At 58.8% G+C, this 24,510-nt stretch carries 24 protein-coding genes and 2 pseudogenes; 8 read left to right on the forward strand and 18 right to left on the reverse strand.

The features are described 5' to 3' along the window. Positions 1-13: 13 nt before the first annotated feature. From ACIQWP_RS01355 to ACIQWP_RS01375, 5 genes are all read right to left on the reverse strand, one after another. Positions 14-1,255, reverse strand: a complete 1,242-nt coding sequence (locus ACIQWP_RS01355; RefSeq protein ID WP_402781192.1) for an NAD(P)/FAD-dependent oxidoreductase — start codon at positions 1,253-1,255, stop codon at positions 14-16. Beyond that, positions 1,255-1,977, reverse strand: a complete 723-nt coding sequence (locus ACIQWP_RS01360; protein WP_402781195.1) for an amino acid ABC transporter ATP-binding protein — start codon at positions 1,975-1,977, stop codon at positions 1,255-1,257. The genes ACIQWP_RS01355 and ACIQWP_RS01360 overlap by 1 nt, the downstream gene beginning before the upstream one ends. Then, positions 1,970-2,623 carry an amino acid ABC transporter permease gene (locus ACIQWP_RS01365; protein WP_402781198.1) on the reverse strand — a complete coding sequence of 218 codons (654 nt, stop codon included), beginning with the start codon at positions 2,621-2,623 and terminating at the stop codon, positions 1,970-1,972. The genes ACIQWP_RS01360 and ACIQWP_RS01365 overlap by 8 nt, the downstream gene beginning before the upstream one ends. An 11-nt stretch (positions 2,624-2,634) precedes the next feature. Further along, positions 2,635-3,300, reverse strand: coding sequence for an amino acid ABC transporter permease (locus ACIQWP_RS01370; RefSeq protein ID WP_402781201.1), 666 nt, complete (start codon positions 3,298-3,300; stop codon positions 2,635-2,637). Positions 3,301-3,369: 69 nt separating this feature from the next. After that, entirely contained in the window at positions 3,370-4,176 is an 807-nt protein-coding gene (locus ACIQWP_RS01375; protein WP_402781204.1) for a transporter substrate-binding domain-containing protein, read from the reverse strand. 366 nt (positions 4,177-4,542) lie between these two features. Here ACIQWP_RS01375 and ACIQWP_RS01380 point away from each other — a divergent pair, with 366 nt between their 5' ends. Next, positions 4,543-5,580, forward strand: coding sequence for an Ldh family oxidoreductase (locus tag ACIQWP_RS01380; RefSeq protein ID WP_402781207.1), 1,038 nt, complete (start codon positions 4,543-4,545; stop codon positions 5,578-5,580). Between the two features lie 95 nt (positions 5,581-5,675). Here ACIQWP_RS01380 and ACIQWP_RS01385 read toward each other — a convergent pair whose 3' ends face one another. The 9 genes from ACIQWP_RS01385 to ACIQWP_RS01425 all read right to left on the reverse strand — a co-directional run bounded on the left by ACIQWP_RS01385 (position 5,676) and on the right by ACIQWP_RS01425 (position 14,876). Beyond that, positions 5,676-6,638, reverse strand: coding sequence for a dihydrodipicolinate synthase family protein (locus ACIQWP_RS01385; protein WP_402781210.1), 963 nt, complete (start codon positions 6,636-6,638; stop codon positions 5,676-5,678). Positions 6,639-6,762: 124 nt separating this feature from the next. Then, positions 6,763-7,464 (reverse strand): GntR family transcriptional regulator, encoded by a 702-nt coding sequence (locus tag ACIQWP_RS01390; RefSeq protein WP_402781213.1) that lies wholly within the window; start codon positions 7,462-7,464, stop codon positions 6,763-6,765. A gap of 85 nt (positions 7,465-7,549) precedes the next feature. Then, a complete protein-coding gene (locus ACIQWP_RS01395; RefSeq protein WP_402781216.1) occupies positions 7,550-8,911 on the reverse strand; it encodes a chloride channel protein in 1,362 nt (453 codons plus the stop codon). Positions 8,912-9,291: 380 nt separating this feature from the next. After that, complete coding sequence (locus tag ACIQWP_RS01400) at positions 9,292-10,170, reverse strand: GGDEF domain-containing protein (protein WP_402781219.1); 879 nt, start codon at positions 10,168-10,170, stop codon at positions 9,292-9,294. Positions 10,171-10,712: 542 nt separating this feature from the next. Continuing rightward, positions 10,713-11,165: a DUF4946 domain-containing protein gene (locus ACIQWP_RS01405; RefSeq protein ID WP_402781222.1), complete on the reverse strand. Its 453-nt coding sequence runs from the start codon at positions 11,163-11,165 to the stop codon at positions 10,713-10,715. Positions 11,166-11,398: 233 nt separating this feature from the next. Further along, the gene (locus tag ACIQWP_RS01410; RefSeq protein ID WP_402781225.1) at positions 11,399-11,824 is read right to left on the reverse strand and encodes a DoxX family protein; all 426 of its coding nucleotides are present in this window, start codon (positions 11,822-11,824) and stop codon (positions 11,399-11,401) included. Positions 11,825-12,077: 253 nt separating this feature from the next. After that, positions 12,078-12,728, reverse strand: a complete 651-nt coding sequence (locus ACIQWP_RS01415) for a DUF3313 domain-containing protein (protein ID WP_402781228.1) — start codon at positions 12,726-12,728, stop codon at positions 12,078-12,080. Between the two features lie 70 nt (positions 12,729-12,798). Further along, positions 12,799-14,010 (reverse strand): ATP-binding protein, encoded by a 1,212-nt coding sequence (locus ACIQWP_RS01420; RefSeq protein WP_402781231.1) that lies wholly within the window; start codon positions 14,008-14,010, stop codon positions 12,799-12,801. Between the two features lie 122 nt (positions 14,011-14,132). Further along, positions 14,133-14,876, reverse strand: coding sequence for a response regulator (locus ACIQWP_RS01425; RefSeq protein ID WP_402782696.1), 744 nt, complete (start codon positions 14,874-14,876; stop codon positions 14,133-14,135). Between the two features lie 313 nt (positions 14,877-15,189). Between ACIQWP_RS01425 and ACIQWP_RS01430 the strand changes: the two genes are divergently transcribed. Continuing rightward, positions 15,190-15,645 (forward strand): hypothetical protein, encoded by a 456-nt coding sequence (locus ACIQWP_RS01430; protein WP_402781234.1) that lies wholly within the window; start codon positions 15,190-15,192, stop codon positions 15,643-15,645. 17 nt (positions 15,646-15,662) lie between these two features. Further along, a pseudogene (locus ACIQWP_RS01435) lies at positions 15,663-16,244 on the forward strand (glycine betaine ABC transporter substrate-binding protein); the annotation flags it as partial. A 22-nt stretch (positions 16,245-16,266) separates the two neighbouring features. Here the strand turns inward: ACIQWP_RS01435 and ACIQWP_RS01440 are convergent. Both ACIQWP_RS01440 and ACIQWP_RS01445 read right to left on the reverse strand, forming a co-directional pair. After that, on the reverse strand, positions 16,267-17,469 hold the full coding sequence (locus ACIQWP_RS01440; RefSeq protein WP_402781237.1) for a carboxymuconolactone decarboxylase family protein: 1,203 nt from the start codon (positions 17,467-17,469) through the stop codon (positions 16,267-16,269). A gap of 138 nt (positions 17,470-17,607) precedes the next feature. Beyond that, positions 17,608-18,348 carry an SDR family oxidoreductase gene (locus ACIQWP_RS01445; protein ID WP_402781240.1) on the reverse strand — a complete coding sequence of 247 codons (741 nt, stop codon included), beginning with the start codon at positions 18,346-18,348 and terminating at the stop codon, positions 17,608-17,610. 208 nt (positions 18,349-18,556) lie between these two features. Between ACIQWP_RS01445 and ACIQWP_RS01450 the strand changes: the two genes are divergently transcribed. The 5 genes and pseudogenes from ACIQWP_RS01450 to ACIQWP_RS01470 form a co-directional block, all read left to right on the forward strand. Continuing rightward, entirely contained in the window at positions 18,557-19,450 is an 894-nt protein-coding gene (locus tag ACIQWP_RS01450) for a LysR family transcriptional regulator (RefSeq protein ID WP_402781243.1), read from the forward strand. A 321-nt stretch (positions 19,451-19,771) separates the two neighbouring features. Then, the gene (locus ACIQWP_RS01455) at positions 19,772-20,833 is read left to right on the forward strand and encodes an alpha/beta hydrolase (protein WP_402782698.1); all 1,062 of its coding nucleotides are present in this window, start codon (positions 19,772-19,774) and stop codon (positions 20,831-20,833) included. A gap of 86 nt (positions 20,834-20,919) precedes the next feature. Further along, positions 20,920-21,405 carry a cytochrome P460 family protein gene (locus tag ACIQWP_RS01460; protein WP_402781246.1) on the forward strand — a complete coding sequence of 162 codons (486 nt, stop codon included), beginning with the start codon at positions 20,920-20,922 and terminating at the stop codon, positions 21,403-21,405. A gap of 4 nt (positions 21,406-21,409) precedes the next feature. After that, positions 21,410-22,096, forward strand: coding sequence for a DUF4405 domain-containing protein (locus ACIQWP_RS01465; RefSeq protein WP_402781249.1), 687 nt, complete (start codon positions 21,410-21,412; stop codon positions 22,094-22,096). A 429-nt stretch (positions 22,097-22,525) separates the two neighbouring features. Then, a pseudogene (locus ACIQWP_RS01470) lies at positions 22,526-22,698 on the forward strand (IS6 family transposase); the annotation flags it as partial. Here ACIQWP_RS01470 and ACIQWP_RS01475 read toward each other — a convergent pair. Both ACIQWP_RS01475 and ACIQWP_RS01480 read right to left on the reverse strand, forming a co-directional pair. Beyond that, on the reverse strand, positions 22,668-22,883 hold the full coding sequence (locus ACIQWP_RS01475; RefSeq protein WP_402782742.1) for a hypothetical protein: 216 nt from the start codon (positions 22,881-22,883) through the stop codon (positions 22,668-22,670). The pseudogene ACIQWP_RS01470 and the gene ACIQWP_RS01475 overlap by 31 nt on opposite strands. Positions 22,884-23,284: 401 nt before the next feature. Next, positions 23,285-23,821 (reverse strand): hypothetical protein, encoded by a 537-nt coding sequence (locus ACIQWP_RS01480; protein WP_402781252.1) that lies wholly within the window; start codon positions 23,819-23,821, stop codon positions 23,285-23,287. Between the last annotated feature and the right edge of the window lie 689 nt (positions 23,822-24,510).

The raw sequence follows: 24,510 nt of genomic DNA on the forward strand, positions 1-24,510 counted from the left end.
GTACCTGTTTGCGTCAGAAGCGTTGCGGCGAGAATGGCGCGAGATCGATTGCCGACACGCGCCCCGTCAACAGATCGGCGACGAGACGCGCCGTACCTGCGGACTGGGTCAAGCCGAGATGGCCGTGGCCGAAGGCATAGATGACATCCGATGTTGCCTTGGCGCGGCCGATGGCGGGCAGGCTGTCGGGCAGCGACGGCCGAAAACCCATCCATTGCACGCCGCCCTCCGGCTTGAGACCGGTCAGAAAGGTCCGGGCCTTCTGCAGCATGGCCTCGGAGCGGCGAAAGTTCGCCGGAAGCGTCAGCCCGCCCAGCTCCACCGCACCGCCAACACGAATGCCGGTCGAAAGCTTGCTGACGACGAAGCCGTGGCCACCGAAGGTTATCTGCGTGCGCAGATCGAAGGCGTCGGCCGGAAGCGTGGTGTTGTACCCGCGTTCCGTTTCAAGCGGGATGTGCTCGCCGAGCGTCGTGGCGATCCGGTGCGAGAAGGCGCCAGCAGCCAGAACGATCTTGCCGGCCGAACGTAGCTTTCCATCCGTCGCAATTACCTCGACTCCAGCAGAGATCGCTCGGAGAGCCGAAATCTCCGATGTCTCGATAGCGCCGCCACGGCTGCGGAAATGCTCGGCCAGCGCCAGCGTATAAAGCTTGGGATCGGCAATGGAATACCACCCAGGCGTAAACGTGCCGAGTGTGAAGCGGGATGCCAGCCCGGGCTGGATCGCCGCCATCTCGTCGGCTTTCAGATGCTGGAAGTCGATGCCGTGATTGCGGCGTACTTCCCAGCCGGACAGGGAGCCGCGAAATTCCGCTTCGCTTTCATAGACCTGGAGGTTGCCCTCCTTGCGCAGCATCGAGAGCGTGTCCGTCGCGGCAAGGAAGGGTTCAAGCTCCGCTTTAGATAGATCCATCAGCTTCGTTTGCGCCGCCGTTGCAGCCGCAACACGCGACGGCTGGCAGGCTCGCCAGAACCGGAGCATCCAGGGCGCGATCTGCAGCGCATAGGCCGGCGGCACCGACAGCGGCCCAAGCGGATCGAGAAGCCATTTCGGCGCCTTTTTCAAAATGCCGGGAGACGCAAGCGGCAGGATATCCGTGAAGGCGAAGGCGCCGGCATTGCCGGCCGAAGCGCCGGCGGCCGGCCCCTCGCGGTCGACGACCATGACGCTCAAACCACGGGACTGGGCCGCGATCGCGGCGGAAAGGCCGACAACTCCAGCCCCGATGACGATAACGTCCGGTCTCGCCATCAACGCACGCTCGCGAGAAATTTCTGTGTTTCGGGATGCTGCGGCGCGCCGAAAATCTGCTCCGGCTTGCCGATCTCGGTCATGACGCCCTGATGGAAGTAGGCGACGCGATCCGAGACATCGCGGGCAAACGCCATCTCATGCGTCACGCAGATCATGGTCATCCCCTCCTCCGCCAGCATCTTCAGCGTATCCAGCACCTCGCCGACCAGCATGGGATCGAGCGCCGATGTCACCTCGTCAAACAGCATATATTCAGGCGACATGGCAAGCGCTCTTGCAATCGCCATGCGCTGCTGCTGACCGCCCGACAGACGCGTCGGATAAATGGAAAGCTTCTCGGCAAGACCGACATGAGTGAGCTGCTTGACCGCCATCTCCTCCGCCTGCTGCCGGCTGATGCCAAGCACTTTGCGCGGCGCCAGCATGACGTTTTCGAGCACGGTCAGATGCGGGAACGCATTCCATTGCTGGAAGACGATGCCGACCTTGCGGCGAAGTTTGTTGAGGTCCGTCGATTTCGCGTGGACTTCCGTGCCGTCGATACGGATGCGGCCGGAATCGATGGGCTCCAGACCGTTGATGCAGGTCAGGAGCGTCGACTTGCCGGAGCCGGAGCCGCCGATGATGGTGACGACCTCGCCCTTGTTGACGGTAAGGTCGATCCCCTTCAGCACTTCGAGCGGGCCGAAGGACTTGCGGACATTTTCGATCTCAATCATTGGGGGACCACCGTTTTTCGAGATAACCGCCAAGGCGGGCGATCGGGAAGCTGATGATGAAGTAGATGACGCCGCAGATCGTCAGGATGAGCAGCGGCTCGTGCAGGCGGGTCACGAGGACCTGCGAGGCGCGCAAGAGCTCGATCAGCCCAAGCCATAGGACCAGGGCGGAATCCTTCATGACCCCAAGCGAAAGACCGATCCAGGAGGGAAGCGCGACACGCGTGGCGAGCGGCGCCACGATGTAGCACATGTCCTGCCGCCAGCTCATGCCAAGCGAGCGAGCGGCGCGGCGGGTATTGGGCGGGACGGCGGCAATGCCGCCGCGCACGATTTCAGTGCAATAGGCAGCCGTATAGAGCGACAGCACCACGCAGGAGGTGGTGAACGGCGGCCAGCCGAGCTTCATGATCGCCTGCAGCGCATTGCCGAGAACCAGCTGGATGAGCAGCGGCACCGAGCGGAATATGTCGAGCAGGAAGGTCAATGGCGCGGACCAGATGGGACCAGCCTGGACGCGGAGAACCCCAAAGACGATGCCGAGGATCGTGCCAGCGAGGACGGATACGCCCGTGACCAGTAGCGTCATTCCAGCGCCCTTGGCGAGGAACAGGAGGTCATTCAAGGTGAGTGCGGTATCAAACATCTCTCACCCCCTTAGTAGCGGAACATGCGCCAGGCGGCGAGCCGGGCGACGAGCGTGACGAGCTTGGCGATCAGGTAGTAGATCACCGCGGCCAGGGCGAAGAATTCGAAGGTGCGGAACGAGCGCGCGTTCAATTCCTGCGTCACGCCGGCAAGGTCGGTGTTCATGCCGACGGTCACGCCGAGCGACGTCATGAGGATCGCCCAGACCATCTGGTTGGTGATGGGCAGGAAGGCGATGCGCAACATTTGCGGCAAAACGATCAGCCGGAAGGCCTGCAGCGGCGTCATGCCGAGCGAGCGGCCGGCACGCGTCTGCGTATCGGGAATAGCCTTGAGCGCGCCACGGAAATTCTCGGCAAGGTATCCGGCATTGTTGAAGGCGATACCAACAAGCAGAGCCGTATACGGGCTGAGGTGAATGCCGAAATTGCCGAGCCCGAAATGGGCCATGTAAATCTGGAAGAGCGCCGGCGTATTGCGGGCGACTTCCACCCAGGCCGAAGCAATGCCGGAGAGCAGCCGGCTGCCGGAAAGCCTGAAGAGCGTCAGCGCGATCGCGCAGGCAAGGCCGAGCGCCATCGATAGGATCGCGATCTGCAGGGTGACCACCGCGCCGTCAAGCAGCTGCGGCAATACCTTGAAGGCCTGGTTCCAGTGGAAGGTGTAGCTGAACATGAACGTCCACCTTTCGGAAGGTCGAACGGCGCGGCCATGATGGCCACGCCGTCGTTGAGAGCGATCCGATTAGCGATAGACGCTATTGACAGTCAGGGACGGCAGCGCGCCGCCGACCCACTTCTCATAGAGCTCGGCGTAACGGCCGGTGCGGACCTGCTGATTGATGAACAGGTTGAGATAATTGATGAGGCCGTACTCTTCGCGATTGGTGAAGAGAGAAACATAGTCCGTCTGGAACGGCGCCTTGCCGACGACGGAGATGCCGGGGAATTTGCCCGACTTCACGGTGGCCTGGGCAACGGTCGAGGTGGAGACGGTCGCGTCGAGCTGGCCCTGGCTCAGCGCCAGGAAGACGTCGGCCTGCGTCTGATACGGGCGGAATTCGCCGGTGCCCCATTCCTTGACCTGCTTTTCGAGCGCGATTGCCTCGAAGGTGCCGGCGGTCGCACCGACGGTCTTGCCCTTCATGTCCTCGAAGGACTTGATGCCCGACTTGTCGTTGGAGGTAACTGCCATTTCGAAGGCGAAATAGGGAACGGTCATGCCGACGGTCTTGGCGCGCTCAAGCGTATCCGACGTCGAGGCGACGCCAACATCGACGCGGCCGGACATCAGGGCCGGAATGCGCTCGGGGAACGGCGTTTCGACGATCTCGGCCGTGACGCCGAGCGCCTTCGCCAGATCGTTGCAATAGTCGACATCGAAGCCAATCGGATTGTTGTTGGCGTCGCGCGAGCCCATGGGCGGGAAATCGAGCACGACGGCGCAACGGAGCGTTCCCGAAGAAATGATGTCATCAAGCTTGTCGGCCTTGGCCGGCGTGATGACTGTAACAGCGGCCAGAAGGCCGAATGCGATGACCGTTTTTTTCATTAGAATTTGTTCTCCCAGTTTGGTCGGCCATTCGCGGCCGTGGCCAATAAACGCTTTTTGCCGACGCAAATCAAATTGAAAATACATGTAGTATACAAAAAGAATTCAGAAATGCCGGAGAACGCAGCGGGCTTTGCGTTTTCGATCTCGGAACGGAAGCGAAAACGAAGGTTTGGCTTTATCGACGAATGGCCGAGAATACGATTTCAGTGGAGTGTGAAAGCAGTGGTCTTCCCTTTGGGTAACCGAGGCGCTGAAATGCCCAAGGGTAGCGCTTGTTCTCATGTCGATTTTTTGTATACTTTTTGTATTTTTAATTTTCGTATCTATGATGCTAGCAAAGCGAAATAACGGGAGAGAATTCAGATGAGCGACGTGACCACCCTGACACCAGACGCGTTACAAGGCCGCGTCATGGCGATCCTTTCGAAAGCCGGCTTGAATGAGCAGCAGGCCGCCGCGATCGCCCGGGTCATCGTCGCCGGCGAGCGCGACGCCTGCAAATCCCACGGCATCTACCGCATCGAAGGCGTATTGCGCGCGGTCAAGGCCGGCAAGGCGCGGCCGGATGCCGTGCCAGTGCTGGAGGAACAGGACGATTCCGCCATCGTCCGGGTGGACGCCAAGAGCGGCTTCTCCAATGCCGCCTTCGAACTCGGCGTGTCCGCGCTTGCCGAGCGAGCGCGCCGTTTCGGCATCGCCGCGCTTGCCATCAACGACTGCACGCATTTTGCCGCCCTCTGGCCGGAGGTTGAGGCCCTGACGGATCGAGGTCTTGCCGCCTTTGCCATGTGCCCGAGCTACTCCACGGTAGCCCCGGCCGGCGGCACCGCGCCTCTCCTCGGCACGAACCCCTTCGCCTTCGGCTGGCCGCGCCTCGACAATCCGCCTTATGTTTTCGACTTTGCCACTTCCGTTGCCGCGCGCGGCGAGATCGAACTGCATCGCCGCGCTGGCAAACAGCTGCCGGAAGGTTGGGCGATCGATGCCGACGGTCAGCCGACCACGGACCCGGAAGCGGCGCTCGCCGGCGCGATGCTGCCGTTCGGAGGTCACAAGGGTTCGGCCATCGGCACGATGATCGAGCTTCTGGCCGGCGTCATGATCGGCGATTTCACTAGCCGCGAAGCGCTCGACTATCTCGGCTCGACGGCGTTTGCCCCACGGCACGGCGAACTCATCGTTGCCTTCTCGCCGGAGGCTTTCGCGGCCGGCCGGCCTGGAAATCCGCTTGCCCGCGCCGAAGCGCTTTTCGAAGCGATCGCCGGCCAGGGCGCCCGCCTCCCCTCGCAGCGTCGCTTCGCCGCCCGCGCTCGTGCGGAAAAGGATGGTATCCCGCTGACCGCAGAAGAAATCCGTCAGCTCGACCACCTGCAGCAACACGGCCTCGACGTCGTGGCTTGAACGACACCGACATGTAAGTGAATGTTGACATAAGATAATAAAAGGAGGCCCCTTTCGGGGCCTCTCGCATTGTGGGCTTATGCTATTGCAGCAGCTTAGGCCTGGTACTTTTCAACCGCGCCGGGAAGCTTGCTCCACTCGACATACCAGCTGTTGAACAGCTTGAACTGCGCCTCGACATAGCCGCGCTGACTGTCGTTCAAGGCGTCGCTCTCGTTGAAGTGGAGCGAGTATTCCTTGTCTCCCTTCAGCACCATCATGTGCTTGAAGAAGAGAACCAGATCCGGACCTTCGTCGAAGGAGGAGAGGACGGCGAGTGCGCTTTCCAGTTCGAGCGCGCGCTGGCGCGCATCGACGTCGCCGGCAGCGGCCGCCCGGGCGAGATTGCAGAGATGGATGACTTCCTTGGGCAGAACGTTGCCGATGCCAGTGATGGCACCCGTCGCGCCGCAATTGACGAAGCCATGGAACACCGCCGTATCGACGCCGATCATCAGCGACACGTCATCGTCGCGACTGGTGATGTTTTCGGCGGCATAGCGCATATCGGCCGGGCCGCCGAATTCCTTGAAGCCGACGAGATTGGCGTGCTCGGCGCGCAGCGCGAAGAACAAATCGGCGCGCGTCGCGAAACCATAATAAGGGCTGTTGTAGATGACCGCCGGAAGATCGGGCGCTGCCGACAGGATCGCCTTGAAATGCGCCTTCTGGGCAGCGATCACCGAACCGCGTGACAGCACGCGCGGAATGACCATCAGACCCTTGGCGCCAACCTTCTGCGCATGCGCCGCGTGGGCAACGGCCGATGCCGTATTGACGGCGCCAGTGCCGACGATGACGGGAACGCCCGCCTTGGCCAGCCGCTCCACGCCTTCCATGCGCTGGGCATCGCTAAGCAGCGGCCAGTCACCCATCGAGCCGCAATAGACCACGGCCGACATCCCCTCGGCGATCAATTGCTTGCCCTTGCGCACAAGCGCATCGAAATCGGGGCTGCGATCGGCCTTGCAGGGCGTCATCAAAGCGGGGATCACGCCGGAGAAAATACTTGCAGTCATCTGTCTATCCTCTTGGATCGGGGGTGGATCGGCAACCAGCCCAGCCGCATCCGCCGCCACGCCTCACCGTCTTTGCAGCATTGATATACTCTTGTATTTATCTTGTCGACAAGAAATATGCAAACTAAAGACCAACTTCGAGCCGGTCCCCGCGCACCAGCAATTTCTGGATCTGGGCGACGATTTGCTCGGCATGTTCGCGCGCCAGACGCTCGGCAAGTTCCATATCGCGCGCCTTGATGGCGGCAATGATTTCATCATGCTCCTCGACGAAGCGGCGCGGCAGCCGATCATTGTAGGATTGATAATACAGCCGCAGCAAACGCCGACCCTCGTTCAACAGCCGCGAAAAGAGGCTGGTGAAATAGGGATTGCGACCAGCCTCGGCGATCGCAAGATGCAGGGCGGCGTTGGTGGAGATCATGGCAAGCGCATCCTGCGCCTCGACAGCCTCGGCGAAGTCCGCCTGCAGCGCCCGCACGCCCTCGAGATCCTCCGGACGGTGATATTTCGCCGCAAGTTGCGTCGTGACGCGATACATGAGGACCAGCGCATCGAAGTAGCTGTGCATGTTGAGGAAGTCGATCTGCGACACCATGGTCGAGCGGTTGGGCAGCGTAGCGATCAGCCCCTCGCCGGCAAGCCGCACCAGCGCCTCGCGGATCGGAGTGCGCGACATGCCGAAGCGTTCGGAAAGCTGCACCTCGTCGATGGGGCTGCCCGGCGGCAATTCCAGGTCCAGAATCTCATCCCGCAAGATATCATAGACCACCTTCACGCCGGAGCCGCGCTTGCGCTCGTTTCGGAGGCTCGTTTCATTATCCATGGCTAGCTGACCTCTTCTTTCAGCGTGAGAAATAAAGGGGCAGGCCAGCTAAATCAACGGCGCTTCCCGGACTTGCCTCCCGTCGTCACCCGATTGCAGCTTTGCGCCGGATCGTCCTTGCAAGTTCGGCATTTTCGAGCAGCTTTGCGCCGGCCACCGCGAGCGATACGGCAACCAGTATCGGAATATAAAAGTCGCGATTTGCTCCGGTGAACTCGAAAGCCAATGCAATGGCTGTGAGAGGCATGCTCATCGACACCGCGAGAAATGCCCCTGCGCCGATCAGCGCGGATGCTCCCACCACAATGGGCGGCAGGCCGAAAGCGTTCCAGATTCCACCGAGGATGATCGCAAGCAGGGCTCCTATCGTCATTCCGGGCGTGAGCAGGCCGCCCTCGGCGCCAGCCCTCAGGCTTAGCGTCGTGGCGATCAACTTCAAAAGGAGCAGCACCATCGCAAGGCCGATCGTGACATTGCCGTTCAGTCCGAGTTGAATCGGACCCCTGCCATTCCCCAGCAATTGCGGAAGGCCGATCGATGCAAGCCCGATAAGACCGAATGCGGCAATGCTGTAAGGGATGATCTTGACCGATGCGCGCGGGGCATTTTCACGAGCCCAGGCGGCGAGCCGCCGGTAATAAAAGCCGGCGCAACCGAAAACCGGTCCGCCGATTGCGGCCCAGATGACAAGGGAAAAGCCCATATCCAAAGGCGGCAAGACATACTGCGACTCGTCGCCCAGGCCGATCCATGCGACATAGGACGATATTGCCGAGGTGAAGAGAGCCGCAATCGCCGCTTTCGGTTTGAAGGTCACGAGCAGCACTTCCAGGGTGAAGAGCGCACCGGCGAACGGCACATTATAGACGGCAGCAAGGCCGGCCCCGGCACCGCAGGCGATGAGGATCTGAAGCTCGTCGCGCGAAAGCCCCAGCGTTCTTCCCAGCAATCCGGCAATGAGCGCGCCGATCTCCCTGGGAGCCACCTCCCGCCCTAGTGGCGACCCGAGCGCCACCGTTATGATTTGCAACAGCGCATGCCCGGTCGTTGCAACAACAGGCATGGGCGCATCCGGGTTGGCGACAGCCTTGCGGATGGAGACCAAAGGACGACCGAACGTATAGACCGCCCACCATCCGACGCCAGCAATCGCACCGCAAGCCAGAAGCACCGCGACCCGTCTTACAGAAGAGGATGCCTCGACGCCTTCCAGAAAGCTTACATGGCCGATGATGACATCCAAACTATACCCGAAGGCGACATGCTGCAGGACATGCAGGAGTAGCGCCAGCAACATCCCCGATAAGCCGGCGAAAACGCCGACGAACAGGACGGCGAGCGGAAATCGCCAAAAAACATTGAAGTCTTCGGAAGCAGCAACATTGAACGAAGCCGATGACGCACCGACATCGGGAGCTACATTGGATGCAGATATATCGTTGACCATTTATTCCGGACCTACCCAAACGGCGCGAGATCGGCCGGTATCCGGTCGACCTTCGTCGCTACAACCATGATGTACATGCGTCTCTCGAAGATGCAAAAGATCGAAAACCTCCCGGCGGCAAACCCCATTTTTGTTTGCAGCGGAAAGCGTTTCAAGCCGGGCAACCGAGAATTGGCGATCTGACAGGCACCCGAAAGGCATCGGTCATCACCCCAGAATTCAACCAGATCGATGGCGCAGAGAATGTTTCGCATCACAACCTTGGCGGAACATTGGCAAACGCTCAGGTTCTTATCAAGCTAGACCAAGGTTTAGGGTAAGCAGTAGCCTCCGTACCAGCCGCGCCTTCAGCCCGCACGACCTGGAAAATCGTCCGGGAATTAGGCGGAGCGAACATAATTTTCGGCGGCGAAGTCGGCCCCGGCGGCGCAGACCCGATTTCGTCCGGCGGCCTTCGCCAGATAGAGCGCTCGATCCGCCTCGCGGCAAAGCTCGGACAGCGATCCGCATTCCGGGCTTGCCCTCGAAATGCCGATACTTGTCGTCACGGCCACATCGGCTCCGAGACCCGGATACCTTGTCCGCTGAACGGCTTTCCGAATGCGCTCGGCCTGGGCAAGCGGGTCTCCTGCCTTCACGGGAAGGAACACAATGAACTCCTCCCCGCCCTGCCGCGCAAATATGGCCGGCGCTGGCAGTATCGCCTCTACCGCTCGCGAAACGGCAACCAGAACTTCATCTCCCGCCGCGTGGCCCCATCGGTCATTCAGATGCTTGAAGTGATCGATATCGAGATAAAGAATGGCATCTCCATCTCGGAGCAGCCTCGAGACATTCTCGTTGAAGAATCGCCGGTTATAGAGACCGGTCAGCCCGTCGCGTTCGGCTGTTTGCCTGAGTTTGACCTGCTGCCGTTCGCTTATGAAAATGACGATCGACAGCGCCAGCACGAATTTCGAGAGGATCATCAGGAAGAAGCCGCTCGCCACATCGAGAAGGACGAATGCGTGGAACGAGAACTCGAACGCCATTATCAGGGATAGAAGGCTGCAGGCGAACAATATTGCGCCGACGAATTTTCGGATCGGCAACGGTTCTCGAAAGGCGTCCTTGAATACGATGACTGCCGCCGCCGCAAGTGTCACGCAGGCGAGCAAATTGAACGTTGCCGCGCGGTATGTATTGTTCAGATGAAATGGCGTGAGAATTCCGACAAGCAAGGTCAGCATTGCAGGCAGCAACACAAGAGCAGGCGTCACCTTTCTGCCGGGGTCGCTGATCACCATAAAAGATGAGCCGAGCAACGAGTATCCAAGCACGGCACACACGAGATTTATCAGGCTGAGAAGTCCGTAAAGCGCGGGGTGGGTCTCAGCATATCCGGCTAATGTCGATGCCGTCGCGAGAATTACGAAGCTCGAAGCAAGCAAACCCACGCCACGGCTTTCATTCGAGCTATATTTCAAATAACCCAAGGTCACGGCACCGGCGATATAGGACGTCTTTTGAAGAAAGAGCACCGTCGGCATATCTAATTCATTGATCATCGAACACTACCAAAGCCACCAGAAAGCATACTGGCTGCAATACTCCGAACCATTTAAAGAATTTGCGAACTCGACCGTCAAAGATCTTGAAAACGCGGGCTCTGCGCTAAATTTTTGGCGAGAACGACGACCTATAGCAGTCGCGATTGCTGTACAGAGCATACCCATTGGCGCGCCGTAGCAACGACGGAGCCGAGCGAGCTTGTCTCCGAAAGATGTCTACCGAGCACTGCCAAGTGCGGACAACGGGAATCTCAATCGATGCGCAGACTGTCGCGGGTCGCTGCGAAATCCGGCTTATATGTTGCGAAATTCGTGGGCGACACGGTAAAGCTTAACGCCTGCGCCGTGTGTCGGCCGACCGTAGCGATCAACAGCTGTTGCAGGATATCGGCATTATCCTTCAGCGCCATGCACAGCACCTGTCGGGCCAGGAAACCGCCGAGCACCGTTTCTTCGGGCTCTCTACACGACGACGTCATTCCTTTCGTCCCATAGGCTGCACGCGTGTTGTTGACCATTGATGCCGTCTGGGTTTCCAGCGTCGGCCTGTCACCCTGTTTGATTGCAAGCACGATGAGGTTCAACACGGCAAGGATTTGACCCTGTTTGCCGACCTTCACCGCCAACTGGTTCGATCCATCAAACGTTTCCCCGAGTTTGATTTGGGTACCGGAGAGTCCCGCAGTTCCCATCCTTGCGGCCAAGCGATCGCAACAGCGGCGGGAGCGCCATGATCATCATTGTGGAAAGGGCGCGCACCGACATCGTCTTCAATTCAATGCTCAATCTGGAGAAAGCCAACGGGCGAGGCTTAGCGTCGATCGTAGCCGATACCGATGTTTATTGTCTATCGCTCCCGGCTGCTGTCACGGCGCGTTACCCATGCGCCGTTGAAAGGGGAATGATACGGCAGACCTCAGATCATGATGAAGCTGCATCATATCCTGTCCGACCAGGGCGCCCACTTTACGGCAAGCGCACTGCCAGGCCCATGTACGGCGGCGAAGAACAATCCCGCTACGAAGGTGAAGTGATCGATGAAGAAGCCAAATTCGGCTTGGTTGCTGGCCCAACGCGCCGGACCATGGAATGAGAATGCGAGGAAAATGACGTAAACGGCTGCAGCGAGCGCCGCCGGCACGAACAAAGCACCGGTCAGGAAGGCAATGACCAGCAGCACCTCCAGGATCGCGGCGCACCAAGCCAAGAACAATGGAAACGGGAAGCCGGCAGCGGCAATGTAGCCGGCGGTCGCGCCCATATCCATAAACTTGAATGAGACGGCCATCACAAAGACGGCGGCGAAGATCAGGCGAGCGATGAGAATGGCGGCGGTCTGCCAAACTGATTGAGCGTTTTCCATGATATCTCTCCAGGTTGAAGCGGTTGATGCTCCAAGGACGACCAACCGAAGATGATTCCGACAAGGAGGATGGGAAATTATTTGCCGATCGCCTGCAACGGGAAGCGAGTAGCCGAAAGCGCTCTTCCAAAGGTCGGAGGCTTACGTCCGGCAACGTCAACTTAACGAAGCGTGGATTTCGATATGAGATGACGGCGGCAGCTGAAATGCCCACTTATACGAAGATGGTCCGGAAGCACATCTACAAAGGGGTCTACCGCAGGCGCGTCAACAGGTCATCAGCCCCTTTGTCGATGGCAATACGGGATGCTTGTAGAGCCCCGAAGCTGGCTCCCACATTCAAGGCACTAGGGTATTGCTTGGCAACGTAGGAGAGCAAGAGGCGACCGGCAGAGGCATCGTATACTTCGACCGCATACGAGACGGAGCCGGTCATGGAACCTTGCTTGTCGCGCGCTGCCTGGATGGTGTTATAGACGCCGCCCGCGATATCGAGGTGTGATGCCGGCCCCATCAGTGCATTCGTCGCCTTTGCCCCGGCCAACGTAATGCGGACACGAAGGGTACCGGGGCCAACTTGCTTCGCCAATGCAAAACGCTGTTTTAGCTTCTGAAGGAAGCTGTCATGCATGTAATTTGCGAGTTCCTTCCGATCGGCGTCGGGCATCTTGTCGAATTGATTGTCCGAGCCTGCATATACCACCAGCTCCATCAGCACCTTGCTGTACTGCTTCCAATCCGCCGCCGTCTTGTAACTATAAGGCGCTCGGCCCGTCACATCCGAGGGGTCCGGCCGCAATTGCGCGGCTGATGCCAGTCCCTGATAAACTACGGGGTCGGCCGTCGAACACCCTGCGATAGCTGTGGTGAGTGCGAGAACGGCGAGGTTGGCGGCGTATTTCATAGAGGCTCCGAAAATGAATTGATCCGGAGTGTTCACTAGAACGTCGAATTGTTGCGTTGTGTTCTGATTTTTACATAAATGTTGTCGTCAACTTGTCGGTCGGAACGCCGGGCAATCTCATGATCACAGCCAGTCCTCCAGTACTTCGGTCGAGCAGCTCGAACGTGCCGCCGTGCCCAATGGTGATAATTCCGTGTGCGATGGGCAATCCAAGCCCGAAGCCACTCCCTTTGACCAAAGGACGAGACTCGTCGGCCTTGAAAAAGGGCTCCAGGACCTGGCCTTTCAGCTGATCGCTCAAACCTGGACCATCATCCGCGACCGTAATGACAACTGTTCCATCCGCCTCGGTAGCGAGGGTGACATCGATCTTGGTTGCAACGCGCGAGGCATTGTCAATCAGATTGGAAACCGCGCGAGAAATCGACCTCGGCTTGCACTCGTACGTCAATCGTCTCGGGCCGTTGAAGGTGACATTGGCGCCTGTGTCGGCGAAGTCGTCAGTCAGGGTCTGAAGAAGGCTCGACAGCTCCACCTTTCGCCTGGCTTCTAACGTGTTGCTGAGGTAGGCGAGGCTGTCATCGATCATGGATGCCAGCATCTCTATATCCTTGAGCATCTGGTCGCGAAGCTCTTGCGGTTCGCACCGCTCCGTTCGCATTCGCAACCGCGTCAGGGGCGTCCTCAGATCGTGGCTGATCGATGTTAGCATCCTCGTCCTCTGCCCCGCCAGATCGAGCACTCGCCGCCGCATGGTGTTGAGGGACGCGGCGAGGCTTCTGATTTCAGCGGCGCCCTCCGCCCTGAAAGGCTCGTCGAGACCGTCGTCCATGCTGACGCGCTCTGCCGCTGCCGCAAACCGGACGAGTGGCCTACCGATCATCCACGCGCAGATGAATGCGAGGATGACAGCCGGAATGAGTATCAGGCCGAGGCCCGTTACAATCGCCGAGAATATCCCCTGCTCGGCAAGGGATGGGGGCATGCGGAATAAAAGAAAACCATGTTCGCCGACCGAAACTGGAAGCGTCGCGGAGCCGCCGGTTTGAAAGATGGTCGCTGGGTTGTGAAACGGGTCGATACTCAGCAAACCTCGAATGGCAGACGGAATATCGCGCCGGGATACCGCAGCCTCGACGGGCTGCCCAGGTGCGGCTTGCTGCACTTGCAGCCCGGAGTTTCCCGCCTCTGCGAGGACGTCATCCCGAGCTGCGGCCGTCCGCGCTGCTTCGAAAGCCTCCGTAATAGTCTGGATGCGTCCGGCGAGAACACCGATATCCATCGCCCTTTCATATCGCCCCGGTATGAATGCCTCGATCACACCCGAAACGAGGGTAACCGTTATTGCAAGCGCGATGGTCAGGATCGCGATCTGCGTCTGGATCGAGGCTGCTAGAAATCTGTTCACGGCAACGGTTCCACTTTGACGGCGAACATGTAGCCGCCGAGGCGGACAGTCTTGATCAATGTTGGGTCCTTGAGACTGGGCTCGATCTTTTGTCGAAGGCGGCTGACATGTGCGTCTACACTTCTCTCCACCGGTCCCGCGGCCCCTGCATGTGTCATCGAAAGGAGCTGTTCCCGGCTCAGTATCTTGTTGGGATTCTTGCATAACGCCACCAGCAGATCGAATTCGGCCGTCGTCATTGAGACCTCAGCCCCATCCGGATCGGTGACTTGCCTGCTCTTAGGGTCAACGACCCAACCGGCAAATGTCACCTTCGAAAGATCGTCGCCATCGGCCTGCTCGGGCATGTATGAAGCTCTGCGCAACAGTGCCTTCAACCGAGCTATCAATTCACGGGGATTGAACGGCTTCGTCACGTAGTCGTCCGCACCAAGCTCAAGTCCGATGATACGGTCGATATCTTCCCTCAATGCGGTGAGCATCAGGATAGGCGTCCGGCTCGATGCCCGAAGTCTTCTACAAATGCTGAACCCATCTTCTCCCGGCAGCATGGCGTCGAGGATGACGAGATCGAACGTCCTGCCGGAAAGGGCTCGATCCATTTCGCTTCCGCTGTTGACCGCAGTCGCATCGAAGCCATTCTCCCTGACAAGCTCCAGCAGCATCCTTGCGATCTCCTGGTCGTCTTCGACCACGAGCATATGAGCTTTCGTTTCCAAGGTCTCATCCTCCGAAGCCATGCCACTATTCTCACCTCCTCCGCGAAAATCGTCGAAGCCGAGGCAGTCTCTCTCGATATAACGGCTGGAGCGCTTCAATAAAAGCGGGTCGTAATTCAACATCTGGCGTGAGCTCTTCTCTCGGAGAGAGGCACTGATATCAGGATGAACTGCAATACTATGTTCGAAGATGTTGCGTTTTGTTGCGAATTATCTCCGCGACCGGAGTCACGAGATAAGGGAATATGCCTCGTCATAAATCTCAACAAGACTGAACACCGTGCCATGGAGCCATGTGGTAGTGGTCGCCATGTCATGCACATGGAGAGCAGCAATGCCACACGCCCCACTCAAGACCATCGTCTTTCTGCCGGCGGTAGCCGCCGAGTTCGTTGCCGCCAATTTGAGGCAGAGCGGATATCAAGCAACGTCCGTGCAGACCCTCTCCCAATTGCATGCAGCAATGTGCTCCTGTGATTATGTGCTGGCGGTCACCACGCGCCCCAACATCGATCTCGTTCGGCACATCCAGACAATCCCCGTCGTCAACATCGAGGTCTTTTTTGATCTTGCGGTCGATCATCGGCGAGATGACACCCCAAAGAGGTTTGACGCCAAGTCGTTCATCAGGCGAGTCACCGCCCTGACTTCAAGCCCTCAATCCACGCGGACTAGCGCACACGTTCCAAAATCGGCGACATCCTCCACGATATCGCCGTTCATCGGCTTCGTGGCTCATTTTATGGGCACCGTGATGCGAAAGCGTCAACGTCATACGGTTGCTAAATGAATGCCGGATAACCCGGAATTCATTACCCTCTAGGCGGCAACGTCTCCATTGCCGAAATGAACTGGGGATCGGCAGGCGTTGCCGCCCACGTGGACAAGATCATCCTGGAAAACGGCTACGGCTGCCACGTGTCGCTTGTCACCGGCGATACGATGCCTACCTTCACATCGATGAACGAGAAGGCCGAGCCGGATGTGGCTCCGGAACTTTGGATCAATGCGGTTCGTGCTCCGCTGGACGCAGCGGTCAAGGAAGGCCGCCTCATTGAACTCGCCCCGATCCTGAGCGACGGCGGCGTCGAAGGCTGGTGGATTCCCAAGTTCATCGCCGATGCTCATCCAGAAATGACCACCGTGCAGGAGGCGCTGAAGCATCCCGAACTGTTTCCCGCCCCCGAGAACCCCTCGCACGGCGGCATCATGAACTGTCCTTCGGGGTGGAATTGTGAAATCGTCACCAGCAATCTCTACAGGGCGCTCGGCGCGAAGGAAAAGGGCTTCGATCTGGTCGAAACCGGGTCCGCCGCCGGAATGGAAGGCTCGATCGCCAATGCGTTCGAAAAGAAGACCGGCTGGCTGGGATACTACTGGGCGCCGACCATGCCCTGGTCTTGAGATCCCATCAGGGGCGGATCGCGGCTTCCTCACCTCTCTTATAGGTTTCGGGCGAGACCTTCTCCATCCAGGTCACCGTGCTGCCGTCAAGGGCTTCGGATACCGCAAAATGAACCATCGCCTCAGCGGACGAAGCACCATGCCAGTGTTTGACCATCGGCGGAATCCAGACGACATCGCCGGGCTCCATGACCTCGACCGGGCCGCCTTCCTTCTGAACCCAACCGCGGCCGGAAACAACGAAGAGCGTCTGGCCCAGAGGATGTGTGTGCCAGGCGGTGTGAGCACCCGCCTCAAAGGAAACCGTCGCGCCGCCGATGCGTGCGGCACCTTCGCCCTTGTAGGCGCCCGATACCTGCACTTTGCCGGTAAAGCGCTCCATCGGCCCAGTCACGGGCTGGCTGCCGCGCCGGACGATCTTGATGTCGCTGTTGCCGGATGCTGTGCCGGCCGAGGCCTGACGGGATTCCAGGACGGCTTTCAGGGGCGCGACTGCCGACATGGCCCGAGGCCAGCCCGCATAAAATCCGACATGGGTAACGGCCTCAGCCGCCTCCGCAGGTGTGAGGCCATTGTCCAGGGCGCGGTTCGCGTGAAACACCAGTTGATCAGGCTGGCCCATCGCGACCAGTGCCGCCATTGTCACCAGGCTCCGGTCCCGGGCCGACAGGTTCGGCCTCTGCCAGAGATCATCAAACAGCACGCGGTTGGTGAGATCGGCAAGCGCCGGGGCAATCGGTGCTACGTTGGCATCAACGGAGGCGCTGCGAGCCGTTTCGCCAGCTGGGTCCAACTGAATGCGCTCCGCCTCACTGTCTGCAACGGGTGCAATCTTAAGCTCGTCAAAAGCCTTTTTCACTTCGGCCACCGCCGACATGGCATTGGGCCATCCGGAATAAAAGGCCAGATGCGTGATGACTTCCCCGATCTCCTCAGGTTTGACACCGTTCTCCAGGGCGCGCTTCACATGGTTGACGAGCACATGCCCCTTGCCCGTCGAAATCAGTACCGAGATCGTCACCAGGCTGCGGTCGCGCGGGGTCAGATCGTTGCGCTTCCAGAATTCTCCGAACAGGACATCATCGGTGAAATGGCCGAGACCCGGCGCCACCTCATAGACGGCCGGCGGCGCCACGCGCGGGTTCTGCTGGGCTTCAGCGCCGGTTGTTGCGAAGGCCGAAATGGCGATGCTGGCGGCAAGATTCTTCACAATGGTTCTCCTGATTGGCACGATGACGGTGGAACCGAGATAGGCAAAGACCTGTCACTGGATTAGGCTCCTCAAACCGAAAAGACCTATGTTTTCCATTCATGAAAGGGCCGGCTTACGGGTGCCGGCACCGTTCCATCAGAGCTGCTGCGCCGTGGGGCGGAACAGGATCTCGTTGATATCTACATCCTCCGGCTGGCTGATCGCGAACATCACGCAGCGGGCAAAGCTGTCGGCAGGAACGGCATAGTTTTCGTAGAAATCCTTGATGCCCTTGGCGATATCAGGCTCGCTGATGTGATCGGCAAGTTCCGTTTTGACGGCGCCCGGCGAAATGATCGTGCTGCGGATATTGTAAGGTTTTACCTCCTGGCGCAGACCTTCCGAGATGACGCGGACGGCGTGCTTGGTGGCGGAATAGACCACACCGCCCGGACGCACCTGGTGGCCCGCGACAGACGACGTATTGATAATATGGCCGCTCTTCTGGTTCTGCATGTGCGGCAGGGCGGCGGCGATGCCGAAAAGCACGCCCTTGAGATTGACGTCGATCATGCGTTCCCAGTCGTCAATCTTAAGTCGTTCAAGCGGGGAATGCGGCATAAGGCCGGCGTTGTTGAGTAGCACATCAATCCGTCCGCGAACGGCGACCGCATGATTGACGAACGCCTTTACCTGGTTGCGGTCGGTGACATCGACCTGGAAAACAGCCTCGTCACTGAGCGACAGCTCCGCGGCAAGTTCCTTGAGCCGGTCGATACGCCGCGCGCCGAGCACGACGCGCGCGCCTTCCTTGACGAGCTGGCGTGCCGTCTCGGCGCCGAGACCGCTGCTGGCGCCGGCGATGACGACGACTTTGTCTTTGATATTCTGAGCCATTTTCCTATCCATTAACTTGGAGGCTGCGCTTGCGCACGAACCTAGCGTTACGGGCCTGACAACGTCTGCATGGTGTGCGGCCCGGGGGCTTCGCTCGCACGGGATCGTTCCTCACCGAGGAGTGCTTGACACTGAGAAAAAAATACTACTGGCTGATTGGCTCGACCAGATGCTAAGATCTGAAAACACCTATACTGGAAATTCATGAATGAGACGGGACGAACTGGGCGATCTGGTGGCTTTTCTGACGGTAGCGGAAGAGCGTAGCTTTACGCGGGCAGCCGCGCTCATTGGCACGTCGCAATCGTCGCTTAGCCATTCCGTGCGCCGGCTGGAGGACCGCATGGGGATTCGCCTCCTGACGCGTACCACGCGAACCGTCGTCCCGACCGAAGCCGGAGAGCAACTGGTCGAAACGCTCAGACCCGCCTTCAACGATATCCGCAACCGGCTGGACGCGCTTGGCGCCATGCGTCACGCGCCGGGGGGTACGATCCGCATCACTTCGATCCGGCATGCGGCAGACAGCATTCTCATGCCCGCCGTCAAGCGACTGATGCAATCCTACCCCGATATCAACATCGAGATCTCCGTCGACAACCGGTTTGCCGATCTCGTGAACGAGCGTTTCGACGCCGGGGTTCGGCTCGGCGAGCATATTGAAAAGGATATGATCGCACTCAAGATCGGACCGGAAATGCGAATGCTCGTCGTCGCCTCTCCGGGCTATTTCGTACGGCACCCGAAGCCAATAACACCCCACGAGCTGACGCAGCACCGCTGCATTAATCTGAGGCTGACGACCGTTGGCGGTCTATATGTCTGGGAGTTCGAAAAAGACGGAAAGCCGTTGAATGTGCGTGTGGAGGGCCAGTTCATCTGCAACGACGTCCCGATGATCATTGATGCGGCGCTGGACGGCTTGGGCCTGGCGTGCTTGCCGGACGATTACTTGCTGCCGTTGATCCGTGAAGGAAGGCTCGTGCCCGTGCTCGAGGACTGGTCGCCGCCATTTCCTGGATATCATCTTTACTATCCGAGCAGACGCTTAGCCTCACCGGCATTCTCGCTCCTGATCGATGCACTGCGTTATCGCAGTTAATTCCATCACCTTTAGTTTATATCGGTGTGAACAGGCCTCTTATGGGACGTGCTGTTCTTCCATCTCTTTGTAATTGATCGATAAAGCCCTGCCTGCGGGACATTCGTGATTCAAAAGTATAAACCCTATCGCATTCAGCTCACTAATGGCTAAGTCTGCATCAGCCTACACTTCCGGATGTCGGCTGGTCCTCCCTCCCAAGGACAACAACCCCGTCGAAGTCAAAGCCGCCGCCGGTCTGGAGCCGTATCACTGTGACTTCTGACGAGATGACGCGCGGTCCGACGAGCAAATGAACAAGCAAGGAGCACCGAGTTGAATATCACCAAACTCAAGCCTCTCGCCCTCGCGGCAGTTGTCGCCCTGGCCGCCGGCGAAGTCGGCGCAGCCGACTATCGGAAAAATCCGTTCACTCTTACCTATGACGGCGCCATCACCGAGAATGTAGCAGGCAAAGTCAACATCCATCCCGTCAAGTATATGCTGAACGGCTTGGAAATCGCGGCAAACGTCTACACACCGCCCGGCTACGATCCAGGCCAGTCCTATCCCGCAATCGTCGTGGCCCACCCGAACGGTGGCGTCAAGGAACAGACCGCCGGACTTTACGCACAACGTCTGGCCGAGCAAGGCTATTTGACTATTGCGGCGGATGCCGCCTACCAGGGTGCCAGCGGTGGCGAACCCCGAAACGTCGACAAGCCGGCCAACCGCATCGAAGACATCAGCGGAATGGCTGATTATATCACCCACTATGCCGGCGTTGATGCGTCTCGCCTCGGATTGCTGGGCATCTGCGGCGGCGGCGGATATTCGCTGGCGGCCGCCAAGACCGGCAAGCGCTTTCAGGCTATTGCTACCTTGAGCATGTTCAATTCCGGTCGGGTACGCCGCAACGGTTTTGAGGATTCACAGCTGAGCAGCATTCAGGAACGCCTGCAGCAGGCTTCCGACGCACGCGCCCAGGAGGCCAGCGGCAAGATTATCTACGCCAACGACACTCCGCTCACCGATGAGCAGATCGCCAAGCTGCCGTTCGAAATGTACCGCCAGGGCGCCGAATATTACCAAAGGACCAATGCGCACCCGGGCTCCTCCGCGCGCTACACGCTGAGCAGCCTGCTGGACCTGATGCGCTTCGATGCCACGGACCAGATTGAACTCATCAACAAACCGCTGCTGATGATCGCCGGCAGCAAGGCCGACAGCCTCTACATGACCGAGGACGCCTTCGCCAAGGCAACGGGTACTAGCGACAAAGAATTGTTCAAGATCGATGGCGCCACGCACATCGAGACCTATTGGGTCCCTGAATATGTGAACGCCGCTATGAGCAAGCTCACGCCCTTCTACAGGCGGACGCTTGAAGACACGCGCGGATAAAATCAGCGAGCCGGAAGGCCGATCAGCAATCGGCCTTGCCCCTCCCCGCTTCAGCAATCCAACAGCTTCTTCTTTAGGACTATGCGATGAAATCCTTTCTTTCACGCACGGTGCTTGCCGCCGTGATAATCTGCGCTGTCACGATCCTAGCCTTTCAGGTTGAGGCCGAAACCAACCGGGTGAGGTTTCCCGACAATCTCGATAACCTGGTTCACTATACCGGCCGTGAGCGCGGCAACTCCGTCACCCACATCAAGACCACACAGAGCGTCATCGATCTGATCAAGGCCGGCAAGCCCATCCCGAACGGCAGTCAGTTCGTATTGATCGACTACCGCGACGGTAAACTTTACCGCTATTTCGTCATGGAAAAAGGTGCGAACTGGGGTACCGACTACGACGAAAGCCGGCGCACAGGAGACTGGCAGTTCCAGTGGTTCTGGGCCGATCGTTCGGTCAATATGGCGGAGAACACCAATCGCTGCCAGTCCTGTCATCAAGGCGCTAGCGACAGCGATTTTCTGTTCACTCACGGCGAGATTCAGGCATTCAACGGCATGCCGGTAAACTGACGTCATGAACCGCGTCTTCCTTCTGCGCCTGGCAATCGACGTTACCGCCACCAGCCTGCTCCTGCTGGCACTTGCCTATTACTGGCTGGGCAACACGGTGCATGAGCTCGCTGGAACGGGTCTGTTTCTGCTGATCGCAATACATAACGTCTTCAATCGCCACTGGTGGGCAGCCTTCTCCCAGACACCGCGCCAGACCAAAGCAGTGACCTACATCATCCTCAACATGGTCCTGATTGCCGCTGTCGTGACCCTCTTCGTCACCAGCGTGATGATCTCACGCTTGGTGTTCGATTTCCTGCCTATCAATGGTGGGTTCACCGCGAAGCAGATCCATATCGCCGCGGCCTATTGGCTACTGGTGATTGTCTCCCTTCACATCGGCTTTCGCTGGTCCGTGGTTATGCTCGCTATCAGGCGCCTGTTCGGGATCAATCCCGGCAGCCCGACCCGTACACTGGTTCTGAGGGTGCTGGCGTTGGCACTTGTCATTTACGGCATAAAGAGCTGGATTGACCTCGGCGTCACAGACAAGCTGCTGATGCGGATCACGATGGACTTTTGGGACTTCAACGCATCCACCGTCGGGTTCTTCACGCGTTTGGCAGCCATTGTCGGGCTCAACATCTGTCTTACCCATTCCGGGGTTCAGCTGCTGCAGCGGATAACAAAGACACTTTCCGCAACCTGATGGCGGATGACTATCAGTGCGCTAGCTCAATCTCATCAAGGAAAAGCGAGTCCATACGATCGGAAGGCGGTCTTGTGAACTGGCGCGGCAAGAGCAGTTCGCCGTCGTGCCCGCATTCGGGCTTACGGTTCGCCAATCGTAAGAGCTGCCTTGTAGGACGAAGCGGGCCTGGCTTTCCGAATAAGTTCACAGTGGGATCATGGTCGGCTGCTCTTGAAGGGAGCTGAAATGGCGACCCTGTTTGTTATAAAGCCCTTCCGCCTCAAATTCCCCAACGATGATCGAGGCAACAGCGCAAATTCCCGCCAGAAACGGGCGCCGCTGAGGAATTAACAATGAGCAGACTGCTCTCTAATGGCGCTTTAATGGTCAATGGTCTCGAAGGCAGTCAACTCAACGAAGCGTGGATTCGATATGAGATGACGGGCCATGATCGATCGTGACCCGCTCTATCGCCACCATCGCTTTCTGCCGAGATCATTGCCTACGCTGTCTGGCTTCATTTCCGTTTTCCTCTTAGCCTGCAGATGGTCGAGGACATGTTGGCTGCTCGCGGTGTAATCGTTTCACATCAGACCGTCCGACGGTGGACGGAGAAATTCGAACGGGCTTTGCCTCTGATTGTTCTTCCATCTGGGCTTTCGACGGTCACCTCGCTGCCGATTTTACTCTCTTGGAGAGCAGCCGTCGTTCTTTGCTGATGCAGAAAATGCAGCCGCTCGACGATCCGTTCGTGCGGCGCCATAAGCGCAGCTTCGTCGAGCCCCTCGAAGTCGATCTCGTGCACTGTGCCGCTTCGCGTTTCCGGTCTCATTGGCGCCTTATGCTCCGCAGCCGATTATGATAGAGGAGCATCGACGGCACAATTGCCCAGCGCTTCAGCACTGCCTCCAGATCAGCCCCCGTTACCCCTGTTACGACCCGAGGAGGTCAAACAGCGGGTTCCGCAATAGCTTGAGATCATGGTTAACGCTTCGTCTAGTCGAAGCTATCCGGCACTTTGCTTCCGCCACCCATAGCTATATCCGCGATCAGCCTCGGATGATACCGAGGTTAGGAATGTAGAATATTGGCCTGGCAGTCGTCCCAGGGCAGAGAGCGAGGCCCCTGGCCTCCCCTTCTGCAGCAGGTGCGCACGCCGCGTGCTTCCCAATCACCGCAGAAAGAACAACGTTGCGCGCGAGCGCGTTACTTCGGCAGCGATTGCAGGCTCTTCATGGCTTCGAGGTCTTCATGCGAGACGAACTCGCAGGCCAGTAGTGTCTTACCCGGAAAGGCCGCAGATTCGCGGGCTACCACGGACACCACTCCCATCTCGGCCGCAGGCTGCTCGCCCTTGGACAAGGCGCGTCCATACGACTTTGTCGCGGTGCCGAAGAGATTGCCAAGGCCATCCGACGTCAGGTGATAGGTCTTGGCCAGATCATCGGCCCGCAGGCCCTCGACCAGGATGCCGAAGCTCGTGCCGGCGAAGACGATTTCACGCGTCTTGAAACCTTGTCTGCCGAAGTCCGCGGACATTTTATAAACAGCGGCCGTCATGAGCGAAGTATCCGCCTTCGCGAGCTTTTCGGCCTCGTCATACATCTCTGTCGCAGTGGCGGTCGAATAGGGCGGCTTGCAAAGTGCAGCATCGAAGAAGGACGAGTTGTCGAAAGCCAATGCGTTCGAGCCGAGCGTGAGCGAAACAACGACGCCCAGTGACAAGGATGCAGCTATATTCACTGATATTTCTCCAGATGAAAATGAGCCATTCGAATTTGGATTCTCTCGACCATGCCGCTGTATGTATCGCCACGGCCGCCGCTAGCCAAGCCGCCGATGACAGTTGTCTCCAGATTTTTCATCACGACGAAAGAGCGTATCGCGCGCCGCGGAACTTGCTCCAACCTACCGAGATGCCCTCCCTTTATATCGAGCCGCCTCGTCTCGGTGCGCCAGGCGGTCGCGGCTTTGCTTGACGGCATAAATGGAGAGTGGGGCGTGTCGCCCTCTCTGACCCGATGGTTCCTTCCTATAGCCCCGCGGATAGATCCGGCCTGAACGAACCTTGCCGCTGCGGCCCCTGCCCTTCGACAGCTTTGAAGCGACCAGCCTCGGTCCGACTGCCGAGAGCGTGCCATGACTTTCCCCGCTCCACCTCCGGCATCGTTCGATCGGGAACAGGTCTTCCCAGCTCGACGGATGGCGGATGCGGCTGATACGGCAACGCCGGATCAGCGATGCCGACTGCGAATGGCTACCGACATCGACCGCGGACAATCGGTACAGGCGAGGCTCAAGCCCTGCGACATTTTCGCCGGCAGCTTGCTACGAACTGGAGATTGAGGGAAGATGCGCCGCGTACACTTTACCTCTCGCGGCCGTGCGAAAGCTATCCGCCCAACCATGAAAATCTCGTTAACCAAAACTTG

Origin of the sequence: Rhizobium sp. NPDC090279 (genome assembly GCF_044769665.1) — a bacterium.
Classification (GTDB): Bacteria; Pseudomonadota; Alphaproteobacteria; order Rhizobiales; family Rhizobiaceae; genus Rhizobium.

What these genes read in the sequence shown, in the direction of transcription:
- ACIQWP_RS01390 (WP_402781213.1), bottom strand. Translation starts at nt 7,464, where the DNA reads ATGGATAATGAAACGAGCCTCCGAAACGAGCGCAAGCGCGGCTCCGGC.
- ACIQWP_RS01395 (WP_402781216.1), bottom strand. Translation starts at nt 8,911, where the DNA reads ATGGTCAACGATATATCTGCATCCAATGTAGCTCCCGATGTCGGTGCG.
- ACIQWP_RS01375 (WP_402781204.1), bottom strand. Translation starts at nt 4,176, where the DNA reads ATGAAAAAAACGGTCATCGCATTCGGCCTTCTGGCCGCTGTTACAGTC.
- ACIQWP_RS01380 (WP_402781207.1), top strand. Translation starts at nt 4,543, where the DNA reads ATGAGCGACGTGACCACCCTGACACCAGACGCGTTACAAGGCCGCGTC.
- ACIQWP_RS01420 (WP_402781231.1), bottom strand. Translation starts at nt 14,010, where the DNA reads ATGGATATCGGTGTTCTCGCCGGACGCATCCAGACTATTACGGAGGCT.
- ACIQWP_RS01445 (WP_402781240.1), bottom strand. Translation starts at nt 18,348, where the DNA reads ATGGCTCAGAATATCAAAGACAAAGTCGTCGTCATCGCCGGCGCCAGC.
- ACIQWP_RS01355 (WP_402781192.1), bottom strand. Translation starts at nt 1,255, where the DNA reads ATGGCGAGACCGGACGTTATCGTCATCGGGGCTGGAGTTGTCGGCCTT.
- ACIQWP_RS01385 (WP_402781210.1), bottom strand. Translation starts at nt 6,638, where the DNA reads ATGACTGCAAGTATTTTCTCCGGCGTGATCCCCGCTTTGATGACGCCC.
- ACIQWP_RS01415 (WP_402781228.1), bottom strand. Translation starts at nt 12,728, where the DNA reads ATGAAATACGCCGCCAACCTCGCCGTTCTCGCACTCACCACAGCTATC.
- ACIQWP_RS01410 (WP_402781225.1), bottom strand. Translation starts at nt 11,824, where the DNA reads ATGGAAAACGCTCAATCAGTTTGGCAGACCGCCGCCATTCTCATCGCT.
- ACIQWP_RS01425 (WP_402782696.1), bottom strand. Translation starts at nt 14,876, where the DNA reads ATGGCTTCGGAGGATGAGACCTTGGAAACGAAAGCTCATATGCTCGTG.
- ACIQWP_RS01450 (WP_402781243.1), top strand. Translation starts at nt 18,557, where the DNA reads ATGAGACGGGACGAACTGGGCGATCTGGTGGCTTTTCTGACGGTAGCG.
- ACIQWP_RS01465 (WP_402781249.1), top strand. Translation starts at nt 21,410, where the DNA reads ATGAACCGCGTCTTCCTTCTGCGCCTGGCAATCGACGTTACCGCCACC.
- ACIQWP_RS01365 (WP_402781198.1), bottom strand. Translation starts at nt 2,623, where the DNA reads ATGTTTGATACCGCACTCACCTTGAATGACCTCCTGTTCCTCGCCAAG.
- ACIQWP_RS01460 (WP_402781246.1), top strand. Translation starts at nt 20,920, where the DNA reads ATGAAATCCTTTCTTTCACGCACGGTGCTTGCCGCCGTGATAATCTGC.
- ACIQWP_RS01430 (WP_402781234.1), top strand. Translation starts at nt 15,190, where the DNA reads ATGCCACACGCCCCACTCAAGACCATCGTCTTTCTGCCGGCGGTAGCC.
- ACIQWP_RS01360 (WP_402781195.1), bottom strand. Translation starts at nt 1,977, where the DNA reads ATGATTGAGATCGAAAATGTCCGCAAGTCCTTCGGCCCGCTCGAAGTG.
- ACIQWP_RS01370 (WP_402781201.1), bottom strand. Translation starts at nt 3,300, where the DNA reads ATGTTCAGCTACACCTTCCACTGGAACCAGGCCTTCAAGGTATTGCCG.